Origin of the sequence: Microbispora siamensis, from assembly GCF_016863095.1 — a bacterium.
In the GTDB taxonomy this organism is placed as follows: domain Bacteria; phylum Actinomycetota; class Actinomycetes; order Streptosporangiales; family Streptosporangiaceae; genus Microbispora; species Microbispora siamensis.
Genome location: NZ_BOOF01000013.1, coordinates 212996 through 237306, shown reverse-complemented (window position 1 = coordinate 237306; position 24311 = coordinate 212996). Strand labels below are relative to the sequence as shown.

Here is a 24311-nt window from a genome sequence, read left to right as displayed (position 1 = left end):
GGGAGCGGCTGATGGCCGACTTCGTGGACCACGTCGTCCTGCACATCAAGGCGGGTGACGGGGGCAACGGCTGCGCCTCCATTCACCGGGAGAAGTTCAAGCCGCTGGGCGGGCCCGACGGCGGCAACGGCGGACGCGGCGGCGACGTCATCCTGGAGGTGGATCCCAACACCTCCACCCTGCTGGAGTACCACCACCGGCCGCACCGCCGGGCGGGCAACGGCAAGCAGGGCATGGGCTCCAACCGGGACGGCGCCAACGGCGAGGACGTCGTCCTGCCGGTGCCCAACGGCACGGTCGTGAAGGACGCCAGGACCGGCGAGGTGCTGGTCGACCTGGTCGGCGCCGGCACCCGCTACGTCGCCGCGCAGGGCGGCTTCGGCGGCCTCGGCAACGCCGCGCTGGCCAACGCCAAGCGCAAGGCCCCGGGCTTTGCGCTGCTGGGCGAGCCGGGCGACGAGGCCGAGATCGTGCTCGAACTCAAGACCGTCGCCGACGTCGCGCTGGTCGGGTTCCCCAACGCGGGCAAGTCGTCCCTGATCGCGGCGCTCTCCGCGGCCCGCCCCAAGATCGCCGACTATCCGTTCACGACGCTCATCCCGAACCTCGGCGTGGTGACGGCGGGCGAGACGGTTTTCACGGTCGCCGACGTGCCGGGGCTCATCCCGGGGGCGTCCGAGGGCCGGGGGCTCGGTCACGAGTTCCTCCGGCACGTCGAGCGCTGCTCGACGATCGTGCACGTGCTCGACTGCGCGACGATCGAGCCGGGGCGCGACCCGGTCACCGACTACGAGGTGATCGAGGCCGAGCTCGCGGCGTACGGGTCGTTGCAGGACCGGCCGCGGCTGGTCGCGCTGAACAAGGTGGACGTCCCCGACGGCCGCGACCTGGCCGACATCGTCACGCCCATGCTGGAGGAGCGCGGCCTGCGCGTCTTCGAGATCTCCGCGGCCAGTCACGAGGGCCTGCGGCCCCTGGCGTACGCGATGGCGGAGATGGTGGCGGCGGCGCGGGCGCAGGCCCCGGTGGAGGAGCCCACGCGGCTGGTCATCCGGCCCAGGCAGCTCGGCGAGACCGGGTTCGCCGTACGCCGGATCGACGAGAACCGCTTCCAGGTGACCGGCGAGAAGCCCGAGCGGTGGATCCGCCAGACCGACTTCTCCAACGACGAGGCCGTCGGCTACCTGGCCGACCGGCTCGAACGGCTCGGCGTCGAGGAGGAGCTGATCAAGGCCGGTGCGACGGCCGGCGCCGAGGTGATCATCGGTCCGATGGAGGGCGGCTATGTCTTCGACTGGCAGCCGTCGCAGGGCACGGAGGCGACCATGGGCCCGCGTGGCACCGACGCGAGGCTCGGCTGATCGGGGGGCCGGAGTGGGAGATGGCGTGACAGGCAGGGAGCGGATCCGCGAGGCCGCGCGGCTGGTGGTCAAGGTGGGGTCGTCGTCGCTGACGACGCCCCGGGGCACGATCGACGTCGACCGGGTGGACGCGCTGGTGGACGTGCTGGCGGCCCGGCGCACGGCCGGCACGCAGATCGTGCTCGTGTCGTCCGGCGCGATCGCCGCCGGGCTCGGGCCGTTAGGGCTGCGCGCACGGCCGAAGGACCTGGCCACCCAGCAGGCGGCCGCATCGGTCGGGCAGGGCGTGCTGGTCGCCCGCTACACCTCGTCCTTCGCCAGGTACGGCCTGCGCGTGGGACAGGTGCTGCTGACGGCCGACGACATGATGCGCCGCTCCCACCACCGCAACGCCCAGCGGACGCTGGCCCGGCTGCTCGAGCTCGGCATCGTCCCCGTGGTCAACGAGAACGACACGGTGGCGACCGACGAGATCCGGTTCGGCGACAACGACCGGCTCGCGGCGCTGGTGGCCCATCTCACCCACGCCGACGGCATGGTGCTGCTCTCGGACGTCGACGCGTTGTACGACGGCGACCCGCGCAGGGACGGCGCCCGGCGGATCGCCGAGGTCCGGGGGCCCGAGGACCTGGAGGGCGTCGAGCTGGGCACCTCAGGCCGGGTCGGCACCGGCGGCATGATCACTAAGGTGGAGGCGGCCCGCATCGCCACCGGCGCGGGCGTCCCGGTCGTGCTCACCGCGGCGGCGCACGCGGCGCAGGCGCTCGCCGGGGCCGACATCGGCACCTGCTTCCACCCCGGGGGCCGTCACCCCGGCACCCGGCTGCTGTGGCTGGCCCACGCGACGACCGGCCGCGGCCGCCTGCACTTGGACGCGGGCGCGGTCGAGGCCGTGGTCGACCGGCGCAAGTCGCTGCTGCCCGCGGGCGTCGTGAAGGTCGAGGGCGACTTCGCCGCGGGCGACCCGGTCGACCTGTGCGCGCCGTCGGGCGCCGTCGTCGCCCGCGGTCTGGTCAACTATGACGCGGGGGAGGTCCCCGACCTGCTCGGCCGCTCCACCCGGGAGCTGGCCAGCACACTCGGCCCGGAGTACGAGCGCGAGCTGATCCACCGGGACGACATCGTGATATTGGAGCCTGTTCACCACCACAAGTGACGGAGCGCGAGGCAATGTCTGAGGCAGAGGAATTTCTGAAGGTCGCGCGGGCGGCGAGGGACGCCGCCACGGTGCTCGCGCCGATGCCGCGCGCGCCGAAGGACGCGGCGCTGCGTGCCGTGGCCGACGCCCTGGAGGCGGCCACGGACGAGATCGTCGCGGCCAACGCCGTGGACGTGGAGCGGGCCAGGGAGAACGGCACCTCCGAGGCGATGATCGACCGGCTGCGGCTCGACGCCGGCCGGATCGCGAAGATCGCGGCGGCCGTCCGCCAGGTGGCCGACCTGCCGGACCCGGTCGGCGAGGTCGTGCGCGGCAGCACGCTGCCCAACGGCCTGGAGCTGCGTCAGGTGCGGGTGCCCCTCGGCGTCATCGGCATCATCTACGAGGGCCGGCCCAACGTGACCGTGGACGCGGCCGCGCTGTGCCTCAAGAGCGGCAACGGCGTGCTGCTGCGCGGCTCGTCCAGCGCGTACTCCTCCAACACGGCGCTCGTGCGGGTCATGCAGGAGGCGCTGGCGGCGACCGAGGTGCCCGCGGACGCCGTTCAGCTCGTGCCGGGCCAGACCCGCGAGTCGGTCAAGCACCTGATGCGCGCCCGCGGGCTGGTGGACGTGCTGATCCCGCGCGGCGGCGCCTCGCTGATCAACAGCGTGGTCGAGGAGTCGACCGTGCCGGTGATCGAGACCGGGGTGGGCAACTGCCACGTGTACGTGGACGCCGACGCCGACATCGACACCGCCCTGAAGATCCTGGTGAACGCCAAGGCGCAGCGGCCCTCGGTGTGCAACGCGGCCGAGACGCTCCTCGTGCACGCCGCCATCGCCGACGAGTTCGTCCCCAGGGCGCTGACGGCGCTGAAGGACGCGGGCGTGACCGTCCACGGGGACGAGCGGGTGCGGGCCTACGGCGCCGACGTCGTGGCCGCCACCGAGGAGGACTTCACCACCGAGTACCTCTCGCTCGACATCGCCGCCGCCGTCGTCGACTCGCTGGATGACGCGGTCGCGCACATCCGCACGTACGGCTCCGCCCACACCGACGCCATCGTGACCCGCTCCCAGCAGGCCGCCCGCAGGTTCGTGGCGACCGTGGACTCGGCGGCGGTCGCGGTGAACGCCTCGACCCGGTTCACCGACGGCGGGGAGTTCGGCTTCGGGGCGGAGATCGGCATCTCCACCCAGAAGCTGCACGCCCGGGGCCCGATGGGGCTGCCGGAGCTGACCTCCACCAAGTGGATCTACACCGGCGAGGGCCACGTACGGGTCTGATCGTCAGACGCGGGTGAGCACGGGACGCGAGCCGAGGCCCGCGTCCCTGGCCCGCAGGGCCGCGTCCACCCGGCTGGGCGCGGCCAGCTTCGTCAGCACGTTGCTCACGTGGTTGCGCACGGTCTTGGTGGCCAGGCACAGCTCGCGGGCGATCTCGGCGTTGGACCTGCCGTCGGCCAGCCGCTCCAGGATCTCGTGCTCCCGCTGGGTGAGGCCGGGAAACGGGCTGCGGACCTGCGGCGTGGTGAGACGGTCGAGGAGCCGGGGCGCCACCCCGCGGCCGAAGACCACCTGCCCGAGCGCCACGGACCTGACCGCCGCCGCGATCTCCGCGGGCCCCGATCCCTTCAGCAGGTAGCCGTGCGCGCCGGCGCGCAGCGCGCTCAGGAAGCCCGCCTCGCCGTCGTCGGCGCCCAGGGCGAGCACCCGTACGGCGGGGCAGCGGCGGCGCAGGGAGTCCAGGGCGCCCAGCATCGCCAGGTCGGCGAGCAGCACCTGCGGCGACAGCCGTACGCACAGGCGCAGGGCGTCGAGGTCGTCGCAGGCGGTGCCGACGACGGAGAGGCCGGCCGCCTGCGCGGCTTCCTGCTGCAGGGCGAACCGGATCCCCTCGACGAACAGCGGGTGATCGTCGGCGACCACGATGGTGATCGCGCCGGAGGAGTCAGTCATCGTCATCTGTCTTCGTCTCGCCGGTGTGAGCGCGGGCCGGCGGTCCGGCCGGCGCCGTCGATGAACAGACTGCCGGGGCGCTCTTGCGGGCCGGTTGGCATCGGCTTGTACGCGATTAGGAACGGCGCGCCTCCCCCTATTCGGGCGCCCGGGCCGCTATGGTTGGCGCTCCTATGGCTGGACGTCTCGGGCGGGTCGGCCCCTACGCGCTTCTTGAGCGGCTGGGCCGGGGTGGCATGGGTGAGGTGTACCTCGCCGTCGGCCGCCGGAGCGACCGCGTCGCGGTGAAGATGCTCCGCGACCCCATCGAGAACGACCCCGACGCCCGATTACGCCTCGAACGCGAGGTGCGGGCGCTGCGCCGGGTCGAGAGCCCGTACGTCGCCCAGGTGCTCGACGCCGACCTGTCCGGCGACCGGCCGTACCTCGTCATGGAGTACATCGAGGGGGAGAACCTCCTCGACGCCGTGCGGCGCCGCGGGCCGCTGCCGGAGTCCCGGCTCATCACGCTGGCGCAGGGCCTCGCGTCGGCGCTGGCGATCATCCACGCGGCGGGGGTCGTGCATCGCGACGTCAAGCCGGCCAACGTCCTGCTGGGCGAGGACGGGCCGGTGCTGATCGACTTCGGCATCGCGCAGGTGCTCGACGCGACGCGGGTCACGATGACCGGCACGTTCCTCGGCACGCCCGGCTACTGCGCCCCCGAGGTCTTCGCCGACGAGACCGTGGGAGAGCCCGCCGACGTGCACGGCTGGGCCGCCACGGTGGCGTTCGCCGCCACCGGACGGCCGACCTTCGGCCGGGGCACCGCCCAGTCGCAGATGTACGCGGTGCTGAACGGCAAGGCCGACCTGGTGGGGGTGCCTGCCGCCCTGCTGCCGCTCGTCCGCGCCGCCCTGCACCGCGACCCCGCCCGCCGCCCGACCGCCGCGTTGCTGGCCGACCGCCTGTCCCGGCTCGCTCGGGCCGCCGGGGAGTCCTCCCGCGCGCCGGGTGAGCCGTCCGCCGCCGAGACCACCACGCGTACGCCCGCGGAGGCGGCCCGGGCGCGGGTGGCGGCCGACGCCAAGCCGGTGGCGAGGAAGGCCGCCAAGACGGAGGAGAAGCCGGTCAGGAAGGGCGCCGAGACCACGGCGCGGGAACCGGTGAAGGCGGCCGAGCGGGCCGCCCGGCGCGGCGGCCCCGGCTCCGCCACACGTCCCCGGCGGGAGAGGGCGGGCACCACGGCCCTCGCCGCCGCGCCGGAGGGGGCGGAAGGGGCGCTCGGCATCCCGACCGGGAACGCCGCCCTGGTCCTGGTCGCACTGCTCGCCGTTCCGTGCGTGGTGGCGTCGGTGGTCTACCCGCTCGCCACCTTTGTGATCACGGCGGCCCTCGCGGTGGTGATCAGAGCCGTGTGGACCAGCCACTGGCTCGTGCGCGGCCGCAAACCCGGCCGCGCCCGCGCCTGCCTGCGGGCGCTGTCGTTCCCGCTCACGCTGGCCGGCTCGCTGCTGTCGGCTGTCGCGTGGCCGGGGCTGCCCGCCGCCGCGGCGGCGTTCGCGGCGCTGTGGGTGGGCGCCGGGGCACGCCTGGAGCCCGAGTGGTGGTCTCAGCCGGTGCCCGTCACGATCGCCGGCGTCGCGTTCGGCGTCGTCAGCGGTGCGATCATCGGCCGGGAGATCGAGCGCGCGGGCGCGGCCATCCCCGGCCTGCGGCGGGAGGGCCTGCGCGCGCTCGCCGTTCTGGGCGGCTTCGTCGCGCTCTGCGCCGCAGCCGTCCGTGCCGTGGCCTTCTTCTTCTAGCGGTCCTGCCGGGCCGGCCCGGTGCCGCGGCTCAGTTCTCGCGGCGGGCGAAACGGTTGAAGATGCGCTCGCCGGCGTTGACCGCGCCCTCGGCGACGTCGCGCAGCACGCCGATGAACGGGTCCTGCGACTGCGCCCAGGACTCGCGGTAGGAGTTGGCCGCGGCCTTGATCTCTTCGGTGAGGCTGGCGTTGGCGTCGTCCTCGCGGCGGGGGTAGGTGCCGGCGATGATCCGGTCGTACTCTCCGCCGCGACGCCAGCGGTCGAGTTCGGCGACGCGGGTGACCGCGAACGGGTGGGTCGTGCCGAGCATGTTGAGGACCTTGAGCAGGCCGTCGCGCACGTCGCCCGCGGTGTCGTACTCCCTGGCCTGGTCGAGGAACGCCTCGATGTTCATCTCGTGCAGGCGGGAGCCGCCGGCGAGCTTCATGAGCGCCCGCAGCGCGGCGTCGGGGTCCTGTCCGGCGAGCAGGCCGCCACGGTCGGCGGACATCTCCGCCTTGCGCTGCCATTCCTCCAGTGCGGCGACGATGACCCGCAGGCCGATGTAGCCGAGCGGGATCCAGGCCACCCGGGTGGCCAGGCGGGTCAGGATCTCGAGCATCGTGCCGTAGACGGCGTGGCCCGACAGGATGTGCGAGGTCTCGTGACCGATGACGAAGCGCAGCTCCTCGTCGTCCATGAGGTCGAGCAGCCCCGTCGAGACGATGATGAACGGCTCGTCGAAACCGATCGCCATCGCGTACGCCTTCGGGTCCTGCTGCACGTAGATCTCGGGGATCCGGTGCAGGTCGAGGATGTAGGCGCTGTCGCGGCCCATGTCGTGCAGGGCGCGGAACTGGGTGTCGGTCGTGCGCACCGCGGAGGCCAGGAACATCAGGCGGAGCCTGCGCTCGCTGAACAGTCCGGACGTGCGCTTGAGCACCGCGTCGAATCCGGAGAGCGAACGCATCGCGACCAGCGCGGAACGGTCGGCGGGGTGTTCGTAGGCTCGCGAGCTGATGCCGGGCAGCTGCACGCGATTGCGATCGGGAGTGGTCATGTTCCGCATGCTATGTCTCACGGGCCGGACGCGCGCGGACCCCGCGGGGAGCCCCGGCCGTCACCGGAGGGCCGGTTTCCGGTGTGGTCCGGTAGGGGCGTTATCGTCCGTTCCATGCGTAACGGGACGGCGATCCGGCGACTGGGCGTGATGGGCGGGACCTTCGACCCCATCCACCACGGCCACCTGGTGGCGGCCAGCGAGGTGGCCCACCACTTCAATCTGGACGAGGTGGTGTTCGTCCCGACCGGCCGGCCATGGCAGAAGGCCGAGCAGAACGTGTCCTCCTCCGAGGACCGCTACCTGATGACGGTGATCGCCACCGCGTCGAACCCCCGCTTCTCGGTCAGCCGGGTGGACATCGACCGGCCGGGCCCCACGTACACGATCGACACGCTGCGTGACATCGGCGCGGCGTACGGCCCGGACGTGGAGCTGTACTTCATCACCGGCGCCGACGCGCTCGCGCAGATCCTGAGCTGGCGCGACGCCGACGAGCTGTTCACCATCGCGCACTTCGTCGGCTGCACCCGGCCCGGTCACACGCTCCAGGACCCCGGCCTGCCGGCGGGCAAGGTCAGCCTGATCGAGATCCCGGCGCTGGCGATCTCCTCCTCCGAGTGCCGCGACCGCGTGGCCGCCGGGGAGCCCATCTGGTATCTGGTCCCCGACGGCATCGTGCAGTACATCAACAAGCGCGGCCTCTACCGCGACCCCGCCGACTGAAGTCCGTACGCCGCGGCGAGCGCGCCGGCGATCGCCGCCGCGTACAGCACCGGACGGTAGGAGGCCAGGGCGAGGAGCCCGGCGCCGAGCGCCATCCCCACAGCGGTCGGGACGAACAGCACGGTGTTGGCGGTCGCGGACACCGTGGCCAGCAGGTCGCGGGGCGCGATCCGCTGTACGGCGGTGAAGGCGGCGACCAGCACCCAGGGCAGCCCCAGCCCCGACAGCAGGCTCGCCGCCATCACGACGGGCTCCCAGGGGGCGGCGCGCAGGGCCACCGAGGCGGCGAAGAGGAGCCCTCCGGTGGCCGACAGCCGTGCCTCGCCGGCCCGGCGCAGCAACGGCCCCGCGATCAGGCCGCCGAGGACCGTGCCGCCGCCCTGGATCGCGGACAACACGCCGGTGAAGCCCGGCTCGCGGTGCAGGCCGTGGTCCACCACGGCGAAGACGACCGCCCCGTTGACGCCGGAGACCAGCATCAGCGCCGCCCCGGACAGCACGAGGCGGCGCAGGAGCGGGTCGTGGAACAGGAAGCGCGCCCCCTCCGCCGTCCGGGCCGCCCAGCCACGCGCCGCGGGGGCGCGCCGGGCGGATGCGGCAGGCAGGCGCAGCGTGCCGAGCAGCAAGGCGCCGGCCGCGAAGGTGGCCGCGTCGAGCGCGACCACAGCGTCGCCGCCCGCGGCGGTGAACAACCCGGCGCCCAGCAGGGGCGCGGCGAGGCGGGTGCCCTCCGACGCGCTCATACGCAGCCCGTTGACCTCGGCCAGCAGCGTCTCCGGCACGGCCGCGGGCAGGACGGCCGCCTCCGCCGCGTCGAGCACGACGAAGCTCACGCCGTAGAGCAGGAGCACCGCGAACAGCAGCCAGACCTGCGCGGGGGAGCGGACCAGGAAGAGCAGGCAGAGCACCGCGCCCATCACGACGTTGGTCCAGACGAGCACGGGCCGTGGGCCGAGGACGTCGGCCACCGTGCCGAGCACGGGTCCGGCGGCCGTCGGCGCCCAGAAGCAGAAGGAGGCGAGGCCGGCGAGGCTGTCGGAGCCGGTCAGCGACTTCACCCAGATGCCCGCGACCAGGGACATGGCCATGGTGCCGAAACCGGAGACCACGACGGCGCTCAGATAACGGCGGGCGTTGCGGTCGGCGAGAGCGGCTTTCATGCCGGGGATCATCGCGGCAGTCAACCTCCAAGTCAATGCTTGGGGGTTGTGATGGTGTTTACTTTCCGCCATGGCGGAGGCGGATCCCAGGCTCAGGGCGCTCGCGCATCCGGTGCGGCTGCGCATGCTCTCGCTGATGTGGGGCGCGCCCATGTCGGCGGCCGAGCTGTCCCGCGAGCTGGGCATCTCGCATGCCCTCGCCAGCCACCACCTGCGTTGCCTGGACGAGGCCGGGCTGGCCGAGCTGGCCGGCGTACGGGTCCGGCGCGGCGGCCGGGAGCGCCGCTACCGGGCGGCGGGAGGGACGCCGCTGACCGAGCAGCGGGACGGTTTCCCGCTGCTCGCCGAGGCGCTGGCGCGGTCGCTGCGCGAGCGGGCCGGGCGCCGGCGCGCGGGCGAGGAGGGAGTGACGGCCGACGCGGAGCTGTGGGTCGATCCCGAGCTCTGGCACGACGTCCGCGACAGGATCCTCGCCGCGATCGTCGACCTGCACGAGGGCGCGGCGGCCCCCCATACGCCGGGCACGATCCGGGTCGGCGCCACTGTCGCCGCCTTTCCGCTGGCGGAATCCATGGGCCCGGAAGGACGTTGAACTCCTGATCCCGGGCATAACACCGGAATCGACAGGGTGTGCCGGTAGGGTCTCCCCGGGAAAGCCGGTTGTACGGGGCACTCGGAATGTGCACCCTGGAAGAGCCCGTCAACGGAGGACAGAACCGAATCGTGACAGCATCCGAGAGATCGATCCAGCTCGTGCGGGTGGCGGCCGAGGCCGCCGCCGAGAAGCTGGCCGACGACATCATCGCCTACGACGTGAGCGAACAGCTCGTCATCACCGACGCCTTCCTTCTCTGCTCCGCGTCCAACGACCGGCAGGTCCGCGCGGTCGTCGACGAGATCGAGGAGCGCCTGCGCGTCGAAGCCGACGCCAAGCCCGTACGCCGTGAGGGCGAGCGGGAGGGCCGCTGGGTCCTGCTCGACTACCTCGACATCGTGGTGCACGTGCAGCACGAGGAGGACCGCCACTTCTACGCGCTGGAGCGCCTCTGGAAGGACTGCCCGTCCATCGAGCTGCCGGAGAGCGTCAAGCGGGTCGCCGCCCAGCGCGGGCACGGAGCGGCCAGGTGACGAACGCCATCATCGGGGCGGCGCGATGAGCCGTCGCGTCGTCTGCCTGCGGCACGGGCAGACGCTGTGGAACGTCGAGAAGCGTTTCCAGGGACACACCGACATCGCATTGGACGAGACCGGCGTCGCGCAGGCGGCCCGGGCCGCCTCCCTGCTCGCGGCGCTGCGGCCGACCATGCTCGTCTCCTCGGACCTGCGGCGCGCGTACGACACCGCCGCGGCCCTCGGCCGGCTCACCGGTCTCGACGTCGCCGTGGACAAGGACCTGCGCGAGCGCGGCGGCGGCGAGTGGGAGGGCCTGACCCGCGACGAGATCAGGGCGGGCTGGCCGGTCGAGTACGAGGCGTGGGAGGCCCCCGGCGGCGAGGATGTGGCGCACGTCGCCGACCGTGTCGCCGAAGCGATCGGGCGCTGGGCGTCCCGCCTGGACGACGACGGCCTGCTGGTCGTCGCCTCGCACGGAGCCGCGCTGCGGCTCGGCATCTGCCGGCTGCTCGGGCTGCCGCAGGAGCTGTGGTCGGCGCTCGGCAGCCTGGGCAACTGCTCGTGGTCGGTGCTGGAGGAGGGCCGTCGCGGCTGGCGCCTGCTGGAGCACAACGCGGGCACGCTGCCCGAGCCGATCAGCAGCGACGACAGCCCCGCCGCCACCGCGGACGGCTGAGACGCCTGTGACCGGTGACGATTAGGTAAACGGAAGGGCATACCTATATGCTCTCCGAGCGCCGCGCCGGGAGCACCCGGAGCGGTGGCAAGGGGCTATAGCGCAGCTGGTAGCGCACCTCCATGGCATGGAGGGGGTCTGGGGTTCGAGTCCCCATAGCTCCACACACCAGAGCGCCACGGACGTGGACATCCACTACTACATCGACGGCCAGTGGAAGGCCGTCCACCACGCCCGCGGCTTCGTCGGCAAGCCGATGTGGCTGATCATCAACCTCCAGATGGAGGACTCGTCCGGCTCTCCGGGCCCGAGCGTGAGCACCTACTACCGGGCCCGGAACGTCTACGTCGGCTGCTCCCGCGCCTGACGCGAGCGCCGGAGGATCACAGGCTCTTGAGGTAGGCGAGCGACGGCATGAAGAAGTACTCGCCGCCCTTCATCGTCACGGTCTGGGGAACCTGGTGCTGGGGACCGCTGAGCTTCGTGCTGCCCCACGCCTTCGGGTAGCGCACCTTGACGTCCCGCTTGCCCTGGCCGATCACCGGGTCGTGACCGGTGCCCTGGGCGGGGAAGTCGGCGTTGTCGGCCCAGCTCTGCTGGGTGAACTCGAACTGGTTCTGCAGGCTGGAGTTGAACGCCATGAACAGCAGGCCGACCCCGCCGGTCGGCCGGGTCGCCGCGGGGGCGTCGTCCCACGGCCTGTCGCTGCGCCTGCCGTACGTCTGGCCGCGCCGGGCCATCATGACGCCGAGTGTGCGCTCCAGCCCGCCGTCCCGCGAGTCCCGAGGGTTGGCCTTGCGGATGTGCGCGCTGACCGGGCACTTGGACCCGGGGTCGTCGCGGTAGCTGAAGTCGTTCTGCACCGGGTGGCCCTCGGAGCTCGGCTTGCCGTGCAGCCGCAGCGGCGTGCCGTTGCGGAACCGGCCCACCAGCATCGCGCCCGCGAGCGGCCGGTCGTCGCCCTTCAGGCCGAGCGCGTCGGCGAGGGCCTCCTCGGCCTCGCGGAACGCGCGGACGTTCTGCTCCAGCTTGCGCAGGACGAGGTAACTGCCGAAGTGCCGGCTCGGGTGGGGAGCGAGGGGGTCGGGGACGAGCACGTGGCTCAGCGGGAAGAACGGGTTCCAGTTGGTGCCGGACTCGGCGGCCACCTGGTCGGCGAGGAACAGCGGCTGGCTGCGGCCGTCCACGTATCCGAAGTGCTCGATGCCTCGGCCCTGGGCGTCGCGCAGGCCCTCGCCCTTCTCCTCGCCGACGATCTTCGCGGTCTTCGGCAGCAGCGCGAGGACCCGCTCACGGGTGGCGGCGACCGGTTCGGGCGTGGCGTCGCCGATCAGCACGATCGCGTGGATCTCCTCCTGGTAGTGCTTCTCCCAGGCACCGACCGCCGGATCGCTCAACGTGTCCTTGCGCCGCTTCATCCCCGACTTGAACGCGTTGTCGGTGAATTTGGTGGTGGAGTCGCCCAGTTTCAGATAGCCGATTTTGCTGATACCGACGCCTACGTACGGCGTGCCGGTTTTCTTCGAGCGGTTGAACTCGCGGACCTCCTCCAGGTGCTTCCTGGCCGATTTCATGAGCGGGACGAGGGAGCGCAGGAAGCGCCTGCCGTCCGGGCCGTCGCCGAAGTGCACGAGCAGCAGGGACATGCTTTCCCTCACGTGCGCCTGCAGGATGTTCGGCTGCAGGTTGTCGAGCATGGCCTTGGTGTCGGCGTCGAGTTTCGCCGAGTCCCACGCGAGCGGCTTGCCGTTGGACAGGTCGACCGGCATGTCGATTCCTTCCCCGTAGTGGAAATGTCGGGCCCCAACCGATAAGAGCCATCATCCACGGAAAAAGTTCGGCGCGCTTCGACTTTGCCCATACGCGATGGGCCAGGTCAGGCCTATTCCGCACCACCGGGGTAGTGATCGGTCATGACGAAGAGACGGCCTGTCGGCGTTGAAGAGGAGTTCCTTGTCGTCGATCTCGAGACCCGGCGGCTGACGCCGCTGGCGGAGTCGATGCTGGAGCGGCTGCCGGACGAGGGGTTCGCGGCCGAACTGCAGCGGTCGGTGGTGGAGACCAACAGCACCCCGATGGAGGACTTGGGTGACGTGCGGGCCGAGATCGTGCGGCTGCGCCAGGCGCTCGTGTCGGCCGGCGAGCCGCTGGGAGTGGGCGTGATCGCCTCCGGCACGACCCCGATCACCGGCATCGAGGGCTACACGTTCACGCCCGGGGAGCGCTACGAGTACCTGTCGGAGTCCTACCGGTTCCTCGCCCAGGAGCAGCTCATCTGCGGGGCGCAGGTGCACGTGGAGATCGACGACAGGGACGTGGCGGTGCTCGCCGCCCAGCGCGTGGAGGCGTGGCTCCCCCCGCTGCTCGCGCTCAGCGCCAGCTCGCCCTACTGGATGGACGAGGACAGCGGGTATGCCAGCAGCCGGGCGCTGACCTGGCAGCGCTGGCCGACGGCGGGCCCGCTCGGCCCGTTCGCCGACGCCGCCGAGTATGACAGGACGGCCGAGGACCTGGTGGCGTCCGGCGTCATCGAGGACCAGGGCATGGTCTACTTCGACCTGCGGCTCAGCGCCCACGTGCCGACGGTGGAGATGCGCATCTGCGACTCCTGCCCGCTCGCCGACGATGTGGTGCTCCTCGCCGGACTCTTCCGCGCCCTCATGACGAGGGAGATGGAAGCCGTGGAGCGGGGTGAGCCGCCGGTCGGCGAGCAGCGCCTGGCGCTGCTGCGGGCGGCCAACTGGCGGGCGGCCCGCGACGGGCTGGAGGGCGATCTGCTGTCGCCGGTGACGAGCCGGCCCGTGCCGGCCCCGCGGCTCATCACCTGGATGCTGGAGGAGCTGCGGCCGACCCTGGAGAAGCTGGGCGACTGGGAGATCGTCTCCGAGCTCGCCGACGCCGCGCTGCGCCGGGGCAGCTCCGCCTCGCGCCAGCGGGGGGCGTACGCGGTCAACGGGAAGCCGGAGGACGCGGTCGACCTGCTGCTCGCGGAGACCCGGCAGCGCTAGCGGGCCGTGCGGCAGGGCGGGTGTACGGGCCGATACGCTACTGGCCATGTCTGCGACCCCCGCCCTGAGCGCGGCATGAACGGCGCCTATTCGGGCTGGTTGATCGGCGCCGCTCTGCTGATGGCGCTCGTCGGTGTCGTCACCGCCGTACGGGACCGGCCGATGGGGCCGGTGCTGCTGGCCGGGCTGGGACTGCTGGAGCTCGCCGTGCTCGCGCAGGCGGGCTTCGCGCTCGCCGGGCTCGGCCACGTGGTGGAGAAGGCGACCTTCATCGGCTACCTGGCGGGCACCGTGGTGATCCCGCCCGCCGCCATGTGGTGGGGCCGGGCGGAGCGTACGCGCTGGGGGCCGGGGGTCATCGCCGTGGCCGCCTTCACCGTGGCCGTCATGACCGGGCGGCTGCTGCAGATCTGGAACGCGGGCGCATGAGCGAGCGTAGCGAGCGAATCGATAGACACAGCGCGATTCGCTCGTGCGACTCCGAGCCGCAAGGCGAGGAGGTGGCATGAGCGCCCCTGCCGGACAGGACCGGGGCGGCGAGGCCGTACGCTCCGGGCCGGGACGCGTGCTCGTGGCCGTGTACGGGATCTTCGCGCTGGCCGCGACCTCCCGCGCCGCCGTGCAGATCGCCACGAGATTCGCCGAGGCGCCGCTGGCGTACGCGCTGTCGGCGTTCGCCGGAGTGGTCTACATCGTGCTCACGGTGGCGCTGGCCCGGGGCGCCCGGCGCGTCGCGGTCGCCGCCTGCCTGGTCGAGCTGGCCGGGGTGCTGGTCGTCGGCACGCTGAGCCTGGCCGACTCCGCCGCGTTCCCGCAGGCCACCGTGTGGTCCGGATACGGCAGCGGGTATGGATTCGTGCCGCTCGCGCTGCCCGTCATCGGTCTCCTGTGGCTGCTGCGCGGAGTCCGGCGCTCGTAACGGTCCGGGGAGCAGGGAACAAATGAGAGCTATGAGGGCTTTGGTATGGTGTCAATCGTAGGATGACCGGATGAGGGGAGATGTTGCGGCGATGAGTGCCGTCGTGACGCGGAGGGGCGTGCTGCGAGCACAAGGCGGATCGATGGCGTGGCTGATCGCCGGGGGCATCGCCCTCGCCGCGTTGAACCTGCGCACCGCGGTGACCAGCGTGGGGACCGTCCTCGACCAGGTGAGCGCCGGGCTGGGTCTGTCGGGGGCGATGACCGGGCTCCTCACGACCCTGCCGGTGATGAGCTTCGCCCTGTTCGGCGCGCTGACGCCGGCCATGTCGCGGAGGATGGGGGAGCACCGGCTGCTGCTGGCCGCGATCGTCCTGCTCGCGGCGGGGCAGGCCGTGCGCTCCCTCGTCGACTCGGCCGTGCCGTTCATGGCGGCCAGCGCGGTCGCGCTGGCCGGTGGCGCGGTCGGCAACGTCGTCATCCCCGCGCTGATCAAGAGGCACTTCCCCCGGCGGGCGGGTGCGATGACCACCGTCTACTCGACGGCCCTCGCGGCCGGGACGATGGTCGCCGCCGCCGCGACCGTTCCCGTGCAGCAGGCCGCGGGAGGCAACTGGCACGTGGCACTCGGGGTGTGGGCGGCCCTGGCCGCCGTGGCCGCGATTCCGTGGCTCGCGCTCAGGCGCGGTGAGCCGGAGCGGCGCGACACATCCGCGAGGGCCGGAGCCGACGGCCTCCTGCGCAGCAGGCTCGCCTGGGCCGTGGCCGGATACTTCGGCTCGCAGTCGCTCATCGCGTACGTGATGTTCGGCTGGCTGCCGCTGCTGCTGCGGGACAACGGCTACACCGCCGGCCAGGCCGGCCTGGTCCTCGCCGTGTTCACCGGGCTCGGGATCCCCGTCTCCATGGCGGTGCCCGCGCTGGCGGCCCGGCTGTCCGGCCAGCGCCCGCTCGTGATCGCCTTCGCCGTCCTGTACGCGGCCGGCTTCGCGGGCCTGCTCACCGGGCAGGCGCTGTGGGCGTGGTCGATCCTCGTGGCCGTCGGCGGGGGCACGTTCCCGCTCGCGCTGGCGATGCTGGCCATGCGGACCCGCACGGCGGCGGGCACCGCCGCGCTGTCGGCCTTCGGGCAGAGCGCCGGATATCTCATCGCGGGCGCCGGGCCGATCACGTTCGGCCTGCTCCACCAGGTGAGCGGCGGGTGGGCGCTGCCGTTCGGGCTGCTGTTCGCCGCGCTCGCCGTACAGGTGGTCACCGGCTGGTACGCGGCGGCCGACCGCACGCTGGAAGACGAGACTCCGTCCGCACCCGGTGGGCGGCGCAGCGACCACGTCTCGCGGGGCGTGCGCGACCTCGTCGCGGGACGGATGCGCCGGTCGGCCGACACGGCGCGGCGGGCGCGGTCGGGCGACGGGGGCAACGCGGCCCGGCCGCGCCCTGCCATCCGGCCTTCCGGCCTGGCCCGCCCGGCCGGGCGGCAGGGTGCGGGCCGGGGAGACGAGCGCCGCAGGCCGGCCTCCCGCTGAGGCCGCGCACCTGGGTTTACGTCCTTCTCTCAGGGCAGGCGTAGGGCAGAGACCCACGAGAGAGGAGAAGGCATGAGCTCGATCGAACAGTCCGTCGATGTGAATGTCCCGATCCGCACCGCGTACAACCAGTGGACGCAGTTCGAGAGCTTCCCGGAGTTCATGGAAGGCGTGGAGTCGGTCAAGCAGATCGGCGACACGCGTACCGACTGGGTCGTCGAGATCGCGGGCGTCCGCCGCGAGTTCGAGGCGGAGATCACCGAGCAGCACCCGGACGAGAGGGTGGCCTGGCGCTCGGTGGACACGCCGCGGCAGGCCGGCGTCGTCACCTTCCACCGGATCGACGACAACACGACCCGCGTCACGCTGCAGATGGAGTACGACCCCGAGGGCTTCCTGGAGAAGGCGGCGGACGCCCTGCAGATCGTCCGCATGCGCGTCAAGGGCGACCTGGAGCGTTTCAAGACGTTCATCGAGTCGCGCGGCAGCGAGACCGGCGGCTGGCGCGGCGAGGTCCCGGGCCCGCACCAGCAGGGCGGCACGGGCCTCGGCGGCTCCGGCACGGGCTACGACATCGGCGAGCCGATGCCGCCCCGGACCGTGAACCCCGAGTATCCGCGCGAGACGCCGCTGCCCCCGCCCGGCCCCGGCCCGATCCCGCCCGCTCCCGGCACGGGTCCCGTCCCCGGCACCGGCCCGGTGCCGCCGCGTGACACGCCCGGCCCGGTGATCTGATCCACGCGAACAGGCCCGTCTCCCGCGCCCCGGGAGGCGGGCCTATTCGTTATTCGTGAGTGATCGGAAATTTATTTCGTCATGATAAGATGTGCAATCTGTCTTGTAGCCTCACGGGCGTATCCGATGAATACAGCGAAAGGGATGTCGCCCGTGTGTTACGAGCCCGATGCCGTGCCGCCCGTCTACGGTTCTCCGGTCACGACCGTCACGTCCGAGCGCCTCGTGCTGACCTCGGCCGACGGGGCGAGGTTCGCTGCTCACCTGTCCCGCCCCGGGCGCCCGTCCGGTCCCGCGGTGCTCGTCCTGCCGGACAACCGGGGACTGTCGGGATTCTACGAGCGCCTCACAGAACGGCTCGCCGAGCAGGGGCACACCGCGCTCGCCATCGACTACTTCGGGCGTACGGCCGGGACCGATCCGCGCTCCGGCAGCGACTTCCCGTTCATGGAGCACCTGGGCAAGGCGCACAAGGACACGCTGTTCGCCGACATCGCCGCCGGCGCCGCGCGCCTACGGGCCGAGGTGGGCGAGCAGGTCGTCTCGCTCGGCTTCTGCTTCGGCGGCAGGCTCGCGTTCATGACGGCCCTGCCCGCCTTCGGGCTCGCCGGCGCCATCGGCCTGTACGGATATCCGGACGTGCTGTTCGGCAACCCCGGCCCCACCCAGATGGCGGGCGAGCTGCGCGGGCCGATCCTGGGGTTGTTCGGCGGCGCCGACGAGGGCATCTCCTCCGAGGTGGTGCACGCTTTCGGCGAGGCGCTGGAAGGCGCGGGCGTGGCCCACGAGTTCGTCACCTATCCGGGAGCGCCGCACAGCTTCTTCGAGCTGGGCCGCCCGGAGCTGGCAGAGGCCTGCGCCTACGCCTGGTCACGCATCCTCGGCTTCCTGAAGCGGACAGCCCGAGGCGACCTGACCTCGCCTCGGGCTGCCACGATGCAAGACTAAGCCTTCCGGTTCCCGCCGCGCGCACCGGCACCCCCGAAAGTGCCGAAATGGTGATGCGGCGGGCCGGGCGGACCCGTTACCGTGCCCGCATGACATTGATCGTCTCTCCGCCGCCCGCCCGCTAGCGGGCGGCGCCATCCGGTGAGCCGGGCCTGGGCGGCCCGGCCGGTGGTCCCTGCCCGCCTGCGGGAATCGGGCCCACCTCACTGGAGAGACGTCGATGAACCACGCTCCAGCCCTGTCCGTACGGCAGGGCCTCGTCTACGTGTCCGCCGCCGCGATCGCCTGGGGAACCGGGGGAGCGGCGGGGGCTGTCCTGCACGGCGCGGGACAACTGAGTCCCGTCGCCGTGTCGTTCTGGCGCTTCGCCTGCGGCGCGGCGCTCCTGCTCGCCGTCGCCCGCAGCCGCCCCTCCTGGCGGGCGGTGCTGCTCGTCGGCCCGGCGATGGCGGTGTGCCAGGCGGCCTACTTCGGGGCGATCGCCGAGGCCGGGGTCGCGGTCGCCACCATGATGACGATGGGCGCCACGCCGCTTCTGGTGGCGGCCGGTGGCCGGGTCTTCCTGGGCGAGCCGCTGGGCCGCACCGGCCTCGCCTGCGGCGCGCTCGCCGTCGCCGGGCTGGCCATGCTCACGGGAGGCGCGCGGACGGTCACCCCGGCGGGCGCCGGCTACGCGTTGCTGTCGGCGGCGGCCTACTCCCTCGTCACGCTCACAACCCGCCGGATGCCCGCCGACGGCGTGGCCGTATGGGGGTTCGCCGGAGGCGCGGCCTGCCTGCTCCCGCTCGCCGCTGCCGGAGGGCTGATGCCCGCCGGGCACGCCGTGACCAACGTGCTGCTGCTCGGCTACCTGGCGGCGGTGCCGACGGCGCTCGCGTACGGGCTGTTCTTCGCGGGGTTGCGCGTCGTCGGTGGCACCACGGCGGCGGTCATCTCCCTGCTCGAACCTCTCGTCGCCGCCGTCATCGGCGTCGTGCTGCTGGGGGAGCGCATGTCGGCCGTACAGGTGGGCGGGGCGATCGTGCTCCTGTGCGCCCTCGCCTGGCTCGCCCGAGGGGAACTTCGCGATGCCCCGTGTTGACTCACCCCGGGCTAACGCAGAAGCCCGAGGACCTGTTAGCGATACCATGAGCTGGGGGCCTTGCGCGTACGTGGTCACCAGGCGGAACGTTCCTCAGCGGGCTCGTGACGCAACAGTGATCATCACGGTATTGACACGGCTCGCTGTTATCGCAAACAGTCAGGAAACCTGATCCGGAATGAGCGGGGCGCGGCGGATGACGAAGGTCCGGCCTGGAGAGAGCCCGACCGAACGCCCGAAGGCGGCGGTCATGGAGGACGTCGCGGAGCTGGCAGGAGTGTCGGCGATGACGGTGTCGAGAGTGCTGAACGCCCCGGAGAAGGTGCGCCCGGAGACCCGGGCGCGCGTTCTCGCGGCGGTCCGCGAGCTCGACTACCGGCCCAATTCGGCGGCGCGGGTCCTGGTGACCGGCCGCTCGGGCGTGCTGGGGGTCGTCTGCTTCGACACCACCCTGTACGGCCCGGCCTCCACGTTGTTCGGCATTGAGCAGGCCGCCAGGGACAGCGACTACCTGGTCAGCATCGCCAGCCTGCCCGCGCTCAACCGCAGCTGGATCACCAGGGGAATCGACCGCCTGCGGTCCCAGTCCGTGGACGGCGTCATCGTCGTCGCGCCGCACGAGTCGGCCGCCGAGGGGCTCCGGCACCTTCCCCCCGGCCTCCCGGTGGTCGACGTCGGCGGAGGCACGGACCTGCCGGTGCCGGTGGCGGCGGTGGACCAGTACGCCGGCGCCGCCCGGGCCACCCGCCACCTGCTCAGCCTCGGTCATCGCACCGTCTGGCACCTGTCGGGCCCGCCCAACTGGATCGACGCGAGCGGCCGGGTGGCCGGCTGGCGGTCGGCGCTGGAGGCGGAGGGCAGGGAGGTGCCCGAGCCGCTGGTCGGCGACTGGACCGCCCACTCCGGCTACGAGATCGGCAAGCGGCTCGCCCGTGAGCCCGACGTGACGGCGATCTTCGTGGCCAACGACCACATGGCGATGGGCGTGCTGCGGGCCCTGCGCGAGACGGGCCGGCGAGTTCCAGAGGACGTGAGCGTTGTCGGCTTCGACGACGTCCCCGAGGCGGCCTACTTCTGGCCGCCGCTGACCACCGTCCGGCAGAACTTCGGCGAGGTCGGCCGGCAGGCGTTCCAGCTCCTGCTGGACCGTATCGCCGGGGTGGAAGGCGAGGCCAGGCGCATGGTGGAGCCCGAACTCGTGGTGAGGGAGAGCACCGGCATCAGCCCCTGAAAAAGGGGACACATGTGAGGGCGGCGGCAGGCGTGTCCACGCCTGCCGCCGCTTGGGAGGAGCCGCCCGGGGCGCCGGTGCCTGGTGAGACGGCGCACCCCGGGCGGCCGCTTGTTACGGCTTCACCTCCAGCGTCACCGTGGTGGCCGACGGCCGGAAGCGGGCGTCGCCGGAGTAGGAGACGGTGAGCTCGTGCGTGCCGGCCGGCAGGTCGAGGCCGAGTTCGGTCTTGCCCTGGCCGCCGGGGTTGAGCGTCCCCTCGCCGAGGATCGTGGCACCCTCGGACACGGTCACCCGACCGGTCGCGCCCTCCGGGTCCACGCTGTAGTGGACCTGGACCTTCTTGCCCTGCTTCACCTGCTTGGGCGACGCGTGGGCGGTGACGGTCGTGTCGGTCCTGGTGTCCTTGCCGAGGCGGATGAACGTCACCGAGTGGGCCGGGAAGTCGTAGGTGAAGGCGGAGGAGAATCCGCTCACCTCCCGCTCGACCGGGGAGATCTTCGTGGGCTCGGCGAGCGAGTTGACGGCGGCGAGGTCACCGGTCAGCGAGGTGACGACGGCCTTCGGGGCGATCTTGGCGCCGCCGAGGTCGACCGTGCTGCGCACGGCGGTGTCCTGGACGTTGACGGCCTTGACCACCACGTCGCCGGTGCCGCTGTCCTTCGAGACCACCTGGTAGAGCGGCTCGACGGCGGCGTTGTCGGTGAAGTCGTTGATCTTCTGGCCGTCCAGCCAGGTGGTGATGTGCCGCCCGGAGACCTGGATCTTGATCTTGTAGTCGCGACCGGTCTGAACCGTGGTGCTCGACGTCGCGATCGACGACTTGGAGCCGTTCGTCGCCTTCTCGACGGCCGACTGGGTGTTGTTCCAGCCGCCGATGTTCCACCAGTAGAAGTTGCCGGTGTCCTTCGCGCCGAACATCACCAGGAAGCCCTCGGCGCCGCCGGTCTTGCGGGCGGTGACCTCCAGCGTGTAGTTGGACCAGTCCGTCGAGCCGGCCGTGGACCGGGCGTCGGTCACGTTGGCCGTCTGTACGTACGCGCCGTCCTGCACCGCCCACGTCCCCTGGCCGGGGGTCCACTTGCCCGTGCCGTTCGAGAAGTCGTCGCTGAACAGGACCGTGCCGTCGGCCCCGGTCACCTTGACGTCGTCGTAGCGGACCTGGGTGCTCCAGGAGCCGAGTCCGATGGCGCCCTTGATGTCGTCCACGGGCAGCGGGCTCGCCTTGTAGGTGCTCGGCAGCACGGTGTCGCCCACGTTTCGGGAGAACAGGCGCTGCACGTAGTAGCTGGGCGAGCCGTAGACCTGGTCGTTGTCGAACCAGATGAGGTCCGGCGTCCAGTTGACGTAGTCGACGTTGGACAGCAGCGGCGCGTACGACGCCAGGTCGACGACGTCGGAGTTGCGCTCGATGCCGGTCAGGTACGACGCCTCGGTCAGCGCGTTCCAGTACGTGTTGCCCTTCGAGGCGTACTCGCCGACGAACACGTGCGGGCCGCTCCGGTCGTAGTTGTCGTAACGGTGGTTGTTGGCCAGGAACCAGCTCGGGTCGTTGTAGTAGTGCTCGTCGACCAGGTCGGCCTTCTGGTCACGGGCGAACTGCCACATCCGGTCGAACCAGGAGCCCTGGGACGTCTGGCCGGCGTTCGAGAGGATCTTGATGTTCGGGTACTTGGCCCGGATCGCGCTCGCGAACTTGGGGAAGTTCGTGAAGAACTCGGTGTAGATCTCCTCGTTGCCGAGGCCGATGTACTTGAGGTCGAACGGCTTGGGGTGGCCCATCGCCGCCCGCTTGGAACCCCAGGTGGAGTCGGCCGGCCCGTTGGCGAACTCGATCAGGTCGAGCGTGTCCTGGACCCACCGCTGGAGCTTGGCCTCGTCGGTGAGCGGCCGGTTCTCGTTGCAGCCGTTGACGCCCACCGACAGCACCGGCAGCGGCTCGGCGCCCAGGTCCTCGGCGAACTGGAAGTACTCGTAGTAGCCGATGCCGTACGTCTGGTTGTAGCCCCAGAAGTTGAAGTTCGTCGGCCGCTCCTCGACCGGGCCGAGCGTCTCCTTCCACTGGTAGATGCGGCGCCGGTCCTGGTTGAGCGAGTACGGGTCGTAGGTGCCGACGTTGGTCACGCAACCGCCGGGGAAGCGCAGGAACCGCGGCTTGAGCGCGGCGATCGTCTCGGCGATGTCCTTGCGCATGCCGTTCTCGCGGCCCTTGAAGGTGTCCTCGGGGAACAGCGAGATCATGTCGAGGTCGACCCGGCCGGTGCCACCGGCCAGCACGACCAGGCGCGCGGCGTCCGTGGTCTCGTTCGCGGTGATCGTCGCGGTGTACTTCTTCCAGTCGGCCGATTGGACGTCGATCGTGGCGGTGCCGTACACCTTGGAGCCGTCCGCGCTCTCGACGGAGGCGGTGATCGGGCCGCCGCCGGTGCGCCGGGCGAACAGCGACAGGTCGTAGGTCTTGCCGGCCTGGACCGCGATGCCCTTGTTGAAGCCGGCGTTGCTCACGCCGTAGCCGGCGCCCGGGTTCGTGATGTCCAGCCGCAGGAAGTTGCGGTTGTTGCTGTTCAGCGGCTGGTCGCCGGACACCGCGGCCGTGCCGGTCGCGCCGCCGCGCCCGACCTTGGTCCACGCGGTCAGGCCGTTGTAGTTCCGGTTGTCGACCGAGTTGAACTCGAAGGACCGGTTCTGCACGAGCTCGGCGTACAGGCCGCCGTCGGCCGCGTGGTTGATGTCCTCGTAGAAGATGCCGTACAGGTTGGGGCTGACCTTGGTGCCGGCGGCGGTGGTGTCCACCTTGAGCTCGCCGACGTCCTTGGCATAGCCCTCGACCTGGAACTTCGTCCCCTGCGTCGTCGTGCTCTGGCCTGTGGCGACGAGTCTGCCGTCGCTGACCGCGATCCGCCTGTCCCCGGCCGACAGGTACACCTTGCCGCCGCCGGCGTCACGGAGCTGGAACGCTCCAGCCGTGGAGCCGAGGCGCACCGTGGAGTCGTCGGCGACCTGCAGGTAGCCCTTGCCGCTCAGGTCCTTGAGCGCCACCGTGCCGTCGCCCTTGTCCTCGGCGGTGACCGCGAGGCTCGTCATGGCCTGGGCGTCGGAGGCGACGACCTGCCCGTCCTTGTCGGCCGACAGGTACGGCGCGGAGCCGGCCGCGCGCAGCGTGAACGCGCCGGACGGGACGATCGCCTTGCCCTCGGCCGCCTTGACCGCGAAGTAGTCGAAGTCGGCCGCGATCGGCGTGCCGTTCTGCGCGGACAGCGCGAACAGGCCGACCTGCTTGACGTCCAGCGCGGCGGTGACCTTGGACGCCTGCACCCAGGCCGAGCCGTCCCAGTACGACGAGGTGAACTGGTTGCCCGACCTCGCCAGCTTGAGGATCTCCCCCGTGGATCCGGAGCGGCTCGCGAAGGCCGCGGTGAAGGCCGCCTTCACTTCGGTGTCGGTCTCGATGACGTTGCCCCCGGACGAGCCGACGTGCGCGAGACCGGCGCGGACGTAGTTGTCCCAGTCCTGCCAGGCGAAGATACCGGCGCTCTGGTAGTCGAGCGCGACCGGGGCGCTGAACTTCGTGACGACCTCGAAGTCCCCGGCGGGGACGTCCATGAGGAAGATGTTCTTGGCCGAGTTGTCGGTCTGGTAGGTGTCGCCCTTCAGCGAGTGGATCCGCAGGCTGCCGGGCCGCTCGCTCAGGGACCACTGGGTGTTGTCGGGGTTGAGAACCTGCCAGTCGGGACCGAGCGCGGCGGCGTCGAACTGGTCGACGGCCGCGCCGGCGGGGATCGGGTCGGCGGTTTCGGCCTGAGCCGGCGTGGTGGAGAGCGCGCCGCTCACCACACCGCTCGCCAGGGCCGCCGACAAGGCCAGTGACCAGGCCTTTCTGCTCATTCGGGGGGCTCCTCCGGT

22 protein-coding genes and 1 tRNA gene are annotated in these 24311 nt (G+C 71.8%); 18 read left to right on the top strand and 5 right to left on the bottom strand.

The window, feature by feature from the left end; translation table 11 throughout:
• Window positions 1-11: 11 nt before the first annotated feature.
• Genes obgE through Msi02_RS14760 form a run of 3 tightly spaced genes read left to right on the top strand, consistent with a single transcriptional unit; the run spans window position 12 to window position 3788 of the window.
• Window positions 12-1361 carry a GTPase ObgE gene (gene obgE, locus Msi02_RS14770; protein ID WP_204048875.1) on the top strand — a complete coding sequence of 450 codons (1350 nt, stop codon included), beginning with the start codon at window positions 12-14 and terminating at the stop codon, window positions 1359-1361.
• 25 nt (window positions 1362-1386) lie between these two features.
• Window positions 1387-2517: a glutamate 5-kinase gene (gene proB / locus Msi02_RS14765; RefSeq protein ID WP_239108412.1), complete on the top strand. Its 1131-nt coding sequence runs from the start codon at window positions 1387-1389 to the stop codon at window positions 2515-2517.
• A gap of 14 nt (window positions 2518-2531) precedes the next feature.
• Entirely contained in the window at window positions 2532-3788 is a 1257-nt protein-coding gene (locus Msi02_RS14760; protein WP_204048873.1) for a glutamate-5-semialdehyde dehydrogenase, read from the top strand.
• Between the two features lie 3 nt (window positions 3789-3791).
• Here the strand turns inward: Msi02_RS14760 and Msi02_RS14755 are convergent, their stop codons facing one another.
• Window positions 3792-4466 (bottom strand): LuxR C-terminal-related transcriptional regulator, encoded by a 675-nt coding sequence (locus Msi02_RS14755; RefSeq protein WP_204048872.1) that lies wholly within the window; start codon window positions 4464-4466, stop codon window positions 3792-3794.
• Between the two features lie 167 nt (window positions 4467-4633).
• On the opposite strand from Msi02_RS14755, the gene Msi02_RS14750 reads away from it, so the two are divergent.
• Entirely contained in the window at window positions 4634-6244 is a 1611-nt protein-coding gene (locus tag Msi02_RS14750; protein WP_204048871.1) for a serine/threonine-protein kinase, read from the top strand.
• 31 nt (window positions 6245-6275) lie between these two features.
• Here the strand turns inward: Msi02_RS14750 and Msi02_RS14745 are convergent, their stop codons facing one another.
• Complete coding sequence (locus Msi02_RS14745) at window positions 6276-7286, bottom strand: M48 family metallopeptidase (protein WP_372974764.1); 1011 nt, start codon at window positions 7284-7286, stop codon at window positions 6276-6278.
• Between the two features lie 114 nt (window positions 7287-7400).
• Between Msi02_RS14745 and nadD the strand changes: the two genes are divergently transcribed.
• Window positions 7401-8012 (top strand): nicotinate-nucleotide adenylyltransferase, encoded by a 612-nt coding sequence (gene nadD / locus Msi02_RS14740; protein ID WP_179155509.1) that lies wholly within the window; start codon window positions 7401-7403, stop codon window positions 8010-8012.
• Here nadD and Msi02_RS14735 read toward each other — a convergent pair.
• The gene (locus Msi02_RS14735; protein WP_204048870.1) at window positions 7991-9172 is read right to left on the bottom strand and encodes an MFS transporter; all 1182 of its coding nucleotides are present in this window, start codon (window positions 9170-9172) and stop codon (window positions 7991-7993) included. The genes nadD and Msi02_RS14735 overlap by 22 nt on opposite strands.
• Window positions 9173-9242: 70 nt before the next feature.
• On the opposite strand from Msi02_RS14735, the gene Msi02_RS14730 reads away from it, so the two are divergent.
• The 5 genes from Msi02_RS14730 to Msi02_RS14710 all read left to right on the top strand — a co-directional run bounded on the left by Msi02_RS14730 (window position 9243) and on the right by Msi02_RS14710 (window position 11328).
• A complete protein-coding gene (locus Msi02_RS14730; protein WP_204048869.1) occupies window positions 9243-9764 on the top strand; it encodes an ArsR/SmtB family transcription factor in 522 nt (173 codons plus the stop codon).
• Between the two features lie 131 nt (window positions 9765-9895).
• On the top strand, window positions 9896-10300 hold the full coding sequence (gene rsfS / locus Msi02_RS14725; RefSeq protein WP_079321005.1) for a ribosome silencing factor: 405 nt from the start codon (window positions 9896-9898) through the stop codon (window positions 10298-10300).
• Window positions 10301-10325: 25 nt separating this feature from the next.
• Window positions 10326-10961, top strand: coding sequence for a histidine phosphatase family protein (locus Msi02_RS14720; protein ID WP_204048868.1), 636 nt, complete (start codon window positions 10326-10328; stop codon window positions 10959-10961).
• Window positions 10962-11052: 91 nt separating this feature from the next.
• Window positions 11053-11125 (top strand) — tRNA-Ala (locus Msi02_RS14715).
• A 20-nt stretch (window positions 11126-11145) separates the two neighbouring features.
• The gene (locus Msi02_RS14710) at window positions 11146-11328 is read left to right on the top strand and encodes a hypothetical protein (protein WP_204048867.1); all 183 of its coding nucleotides are present in this window, start codon (window positions 11146-11148) and stop codon (window positions 11326-11328) included.
• Between the two features lie 16 nt (window positions 11329-11344).
• On the opposite strand, the gene Msi02_RS14705 is transcribed toward Msi02_RS14710, so the two are convergent.
• Window positions 11345-12730, bottom strand: a complete 1386-nt coding sequence (locus Msi02_RS14705) for a Dyp-type peroxidase (RefSeq protein ID WP_204048866.1) — start codon at window positions 12728-12730, stop codon at window positions 11345-11347.
• A 144-nt stretch (window positions 12731-12874) separates the two neighbouring features.
• Here Msi02_RS14705 and Msi02_RS14700 point away from each other — a divergent pair, with 144 nt between their 5' ends.
• The 8 genes from Msi02_RS14700 to Msi02_RS14665 all read left to right on the top strand — a co-directional run bounded on the left by Msi02_RS14700 (window position 12875) and on the right by Msi02_RS14665 (window position 20408).
• Entirely contained in the window at window positions 12875-13969 is a 1095-nt protein-coding gene (locus tag Msi02_RS14700) for a carboxylate-amine ligase (RefSeq protein ID WP_204048865.1), read from the top strand.
• Between the two features lie 75 nt (window positions 13970-14044).
• On the top strand, window positions 14045-14398 hold the full coding sequence (locus Msi02_RS14695) for a hypothetical protein (RefSeq protein ID WP_204048864.1): 354 nt from the start codon (window positions 14045-14047) through the stop codon (window positions 14396-14398).
• A 76-nt stretch (window positions 14399-14474) separates the two neighbouring features.
• The gene (locus Msi02_RS14690; protein WP_079320998.1) at window positions 14475-14888 is read left to right on the top strand and encodes a hypothetical protein; all 414 of its coding nucleotides are present in this window, start codon (window positions 14475-14477) and stop codon (window positions 14886-14888) included.
• 142 nt (window positions 14889-15030) lie between these two features.
• Window positions 15031-16413 (top strand): CynX/NimT family MFS transporter, encoded by a 1383-nt coding sequence (locus tag Msi02_RS14685; protein WP_239108411.1) that lies wholly within the window; start codon window positions 15031-15033, stop codon window positions 16411-16413.
• Window positions 16414-16485: 72 nt separating this feature from the next.
• Window positions 16486-17148, top strand: a complete 663-nt coding sequence (locus Msi02_RS14680) for an SRPBCC family protein (RefSeq protein WP_204048862.1) — start codon at window positions 16486-16488, stop codon at window positions 17146-17148.
• Between the two features lie 144 nt (window positions 17149-17292).
• Window positions 17293-18096: a dienelactone hydrolase family protein gene (locus Msi02_RS14675; RefSeq protein WP_204048861.1), complete on the top strand. Its 804-nt coding sequence runs from the start codon at window positions 17293-17295 to the stop codon at window positions 18094-18096.
• Window positions 18097-18316: 220 nt separating this feature from the next.
• Window positions 18317-19177 (top strand): DMT family transporter, encoded by an 861-nt coding sequence (locus tag Msi02_RS14670; RefSeq protein ID WP_204048860.1) that lies wholly within the window; start codon window positions 18317-18319, stop codon window positions 19175-19177.
• Window positions 19178-19427: 250 nt separating this feature from the next.
• Entirely contained in the window at window positions 19428-20408 is a 981-nt protein-coding gene (locus Msi02_RS14665) for a LacI family DNA-binding transcriptional regulator (RefSeq protein ID WP_239108410.1), read from the top strand.
• A gap of 114 nt (window positions 20409-20522) precedes the next feature.
• Here the strand turns inward: Msi02_RS14665 and Msi02_RS14660 are convergent, their stop codons facing one another.
• Window positions 20523-24293: an alpha-L-arabinofuranosidase family protein gene (locus Msi02_RS14660; RefSeq protein ID WP_204048858.1), complete on the bottom strand. Its 3771-nt coding sequence runs from the start codon at window positions 24291-24293 to the stop codon at window positions 20523-20525.
• Window positions 24294-24311 lie beyond the last annotated feature (18 nt).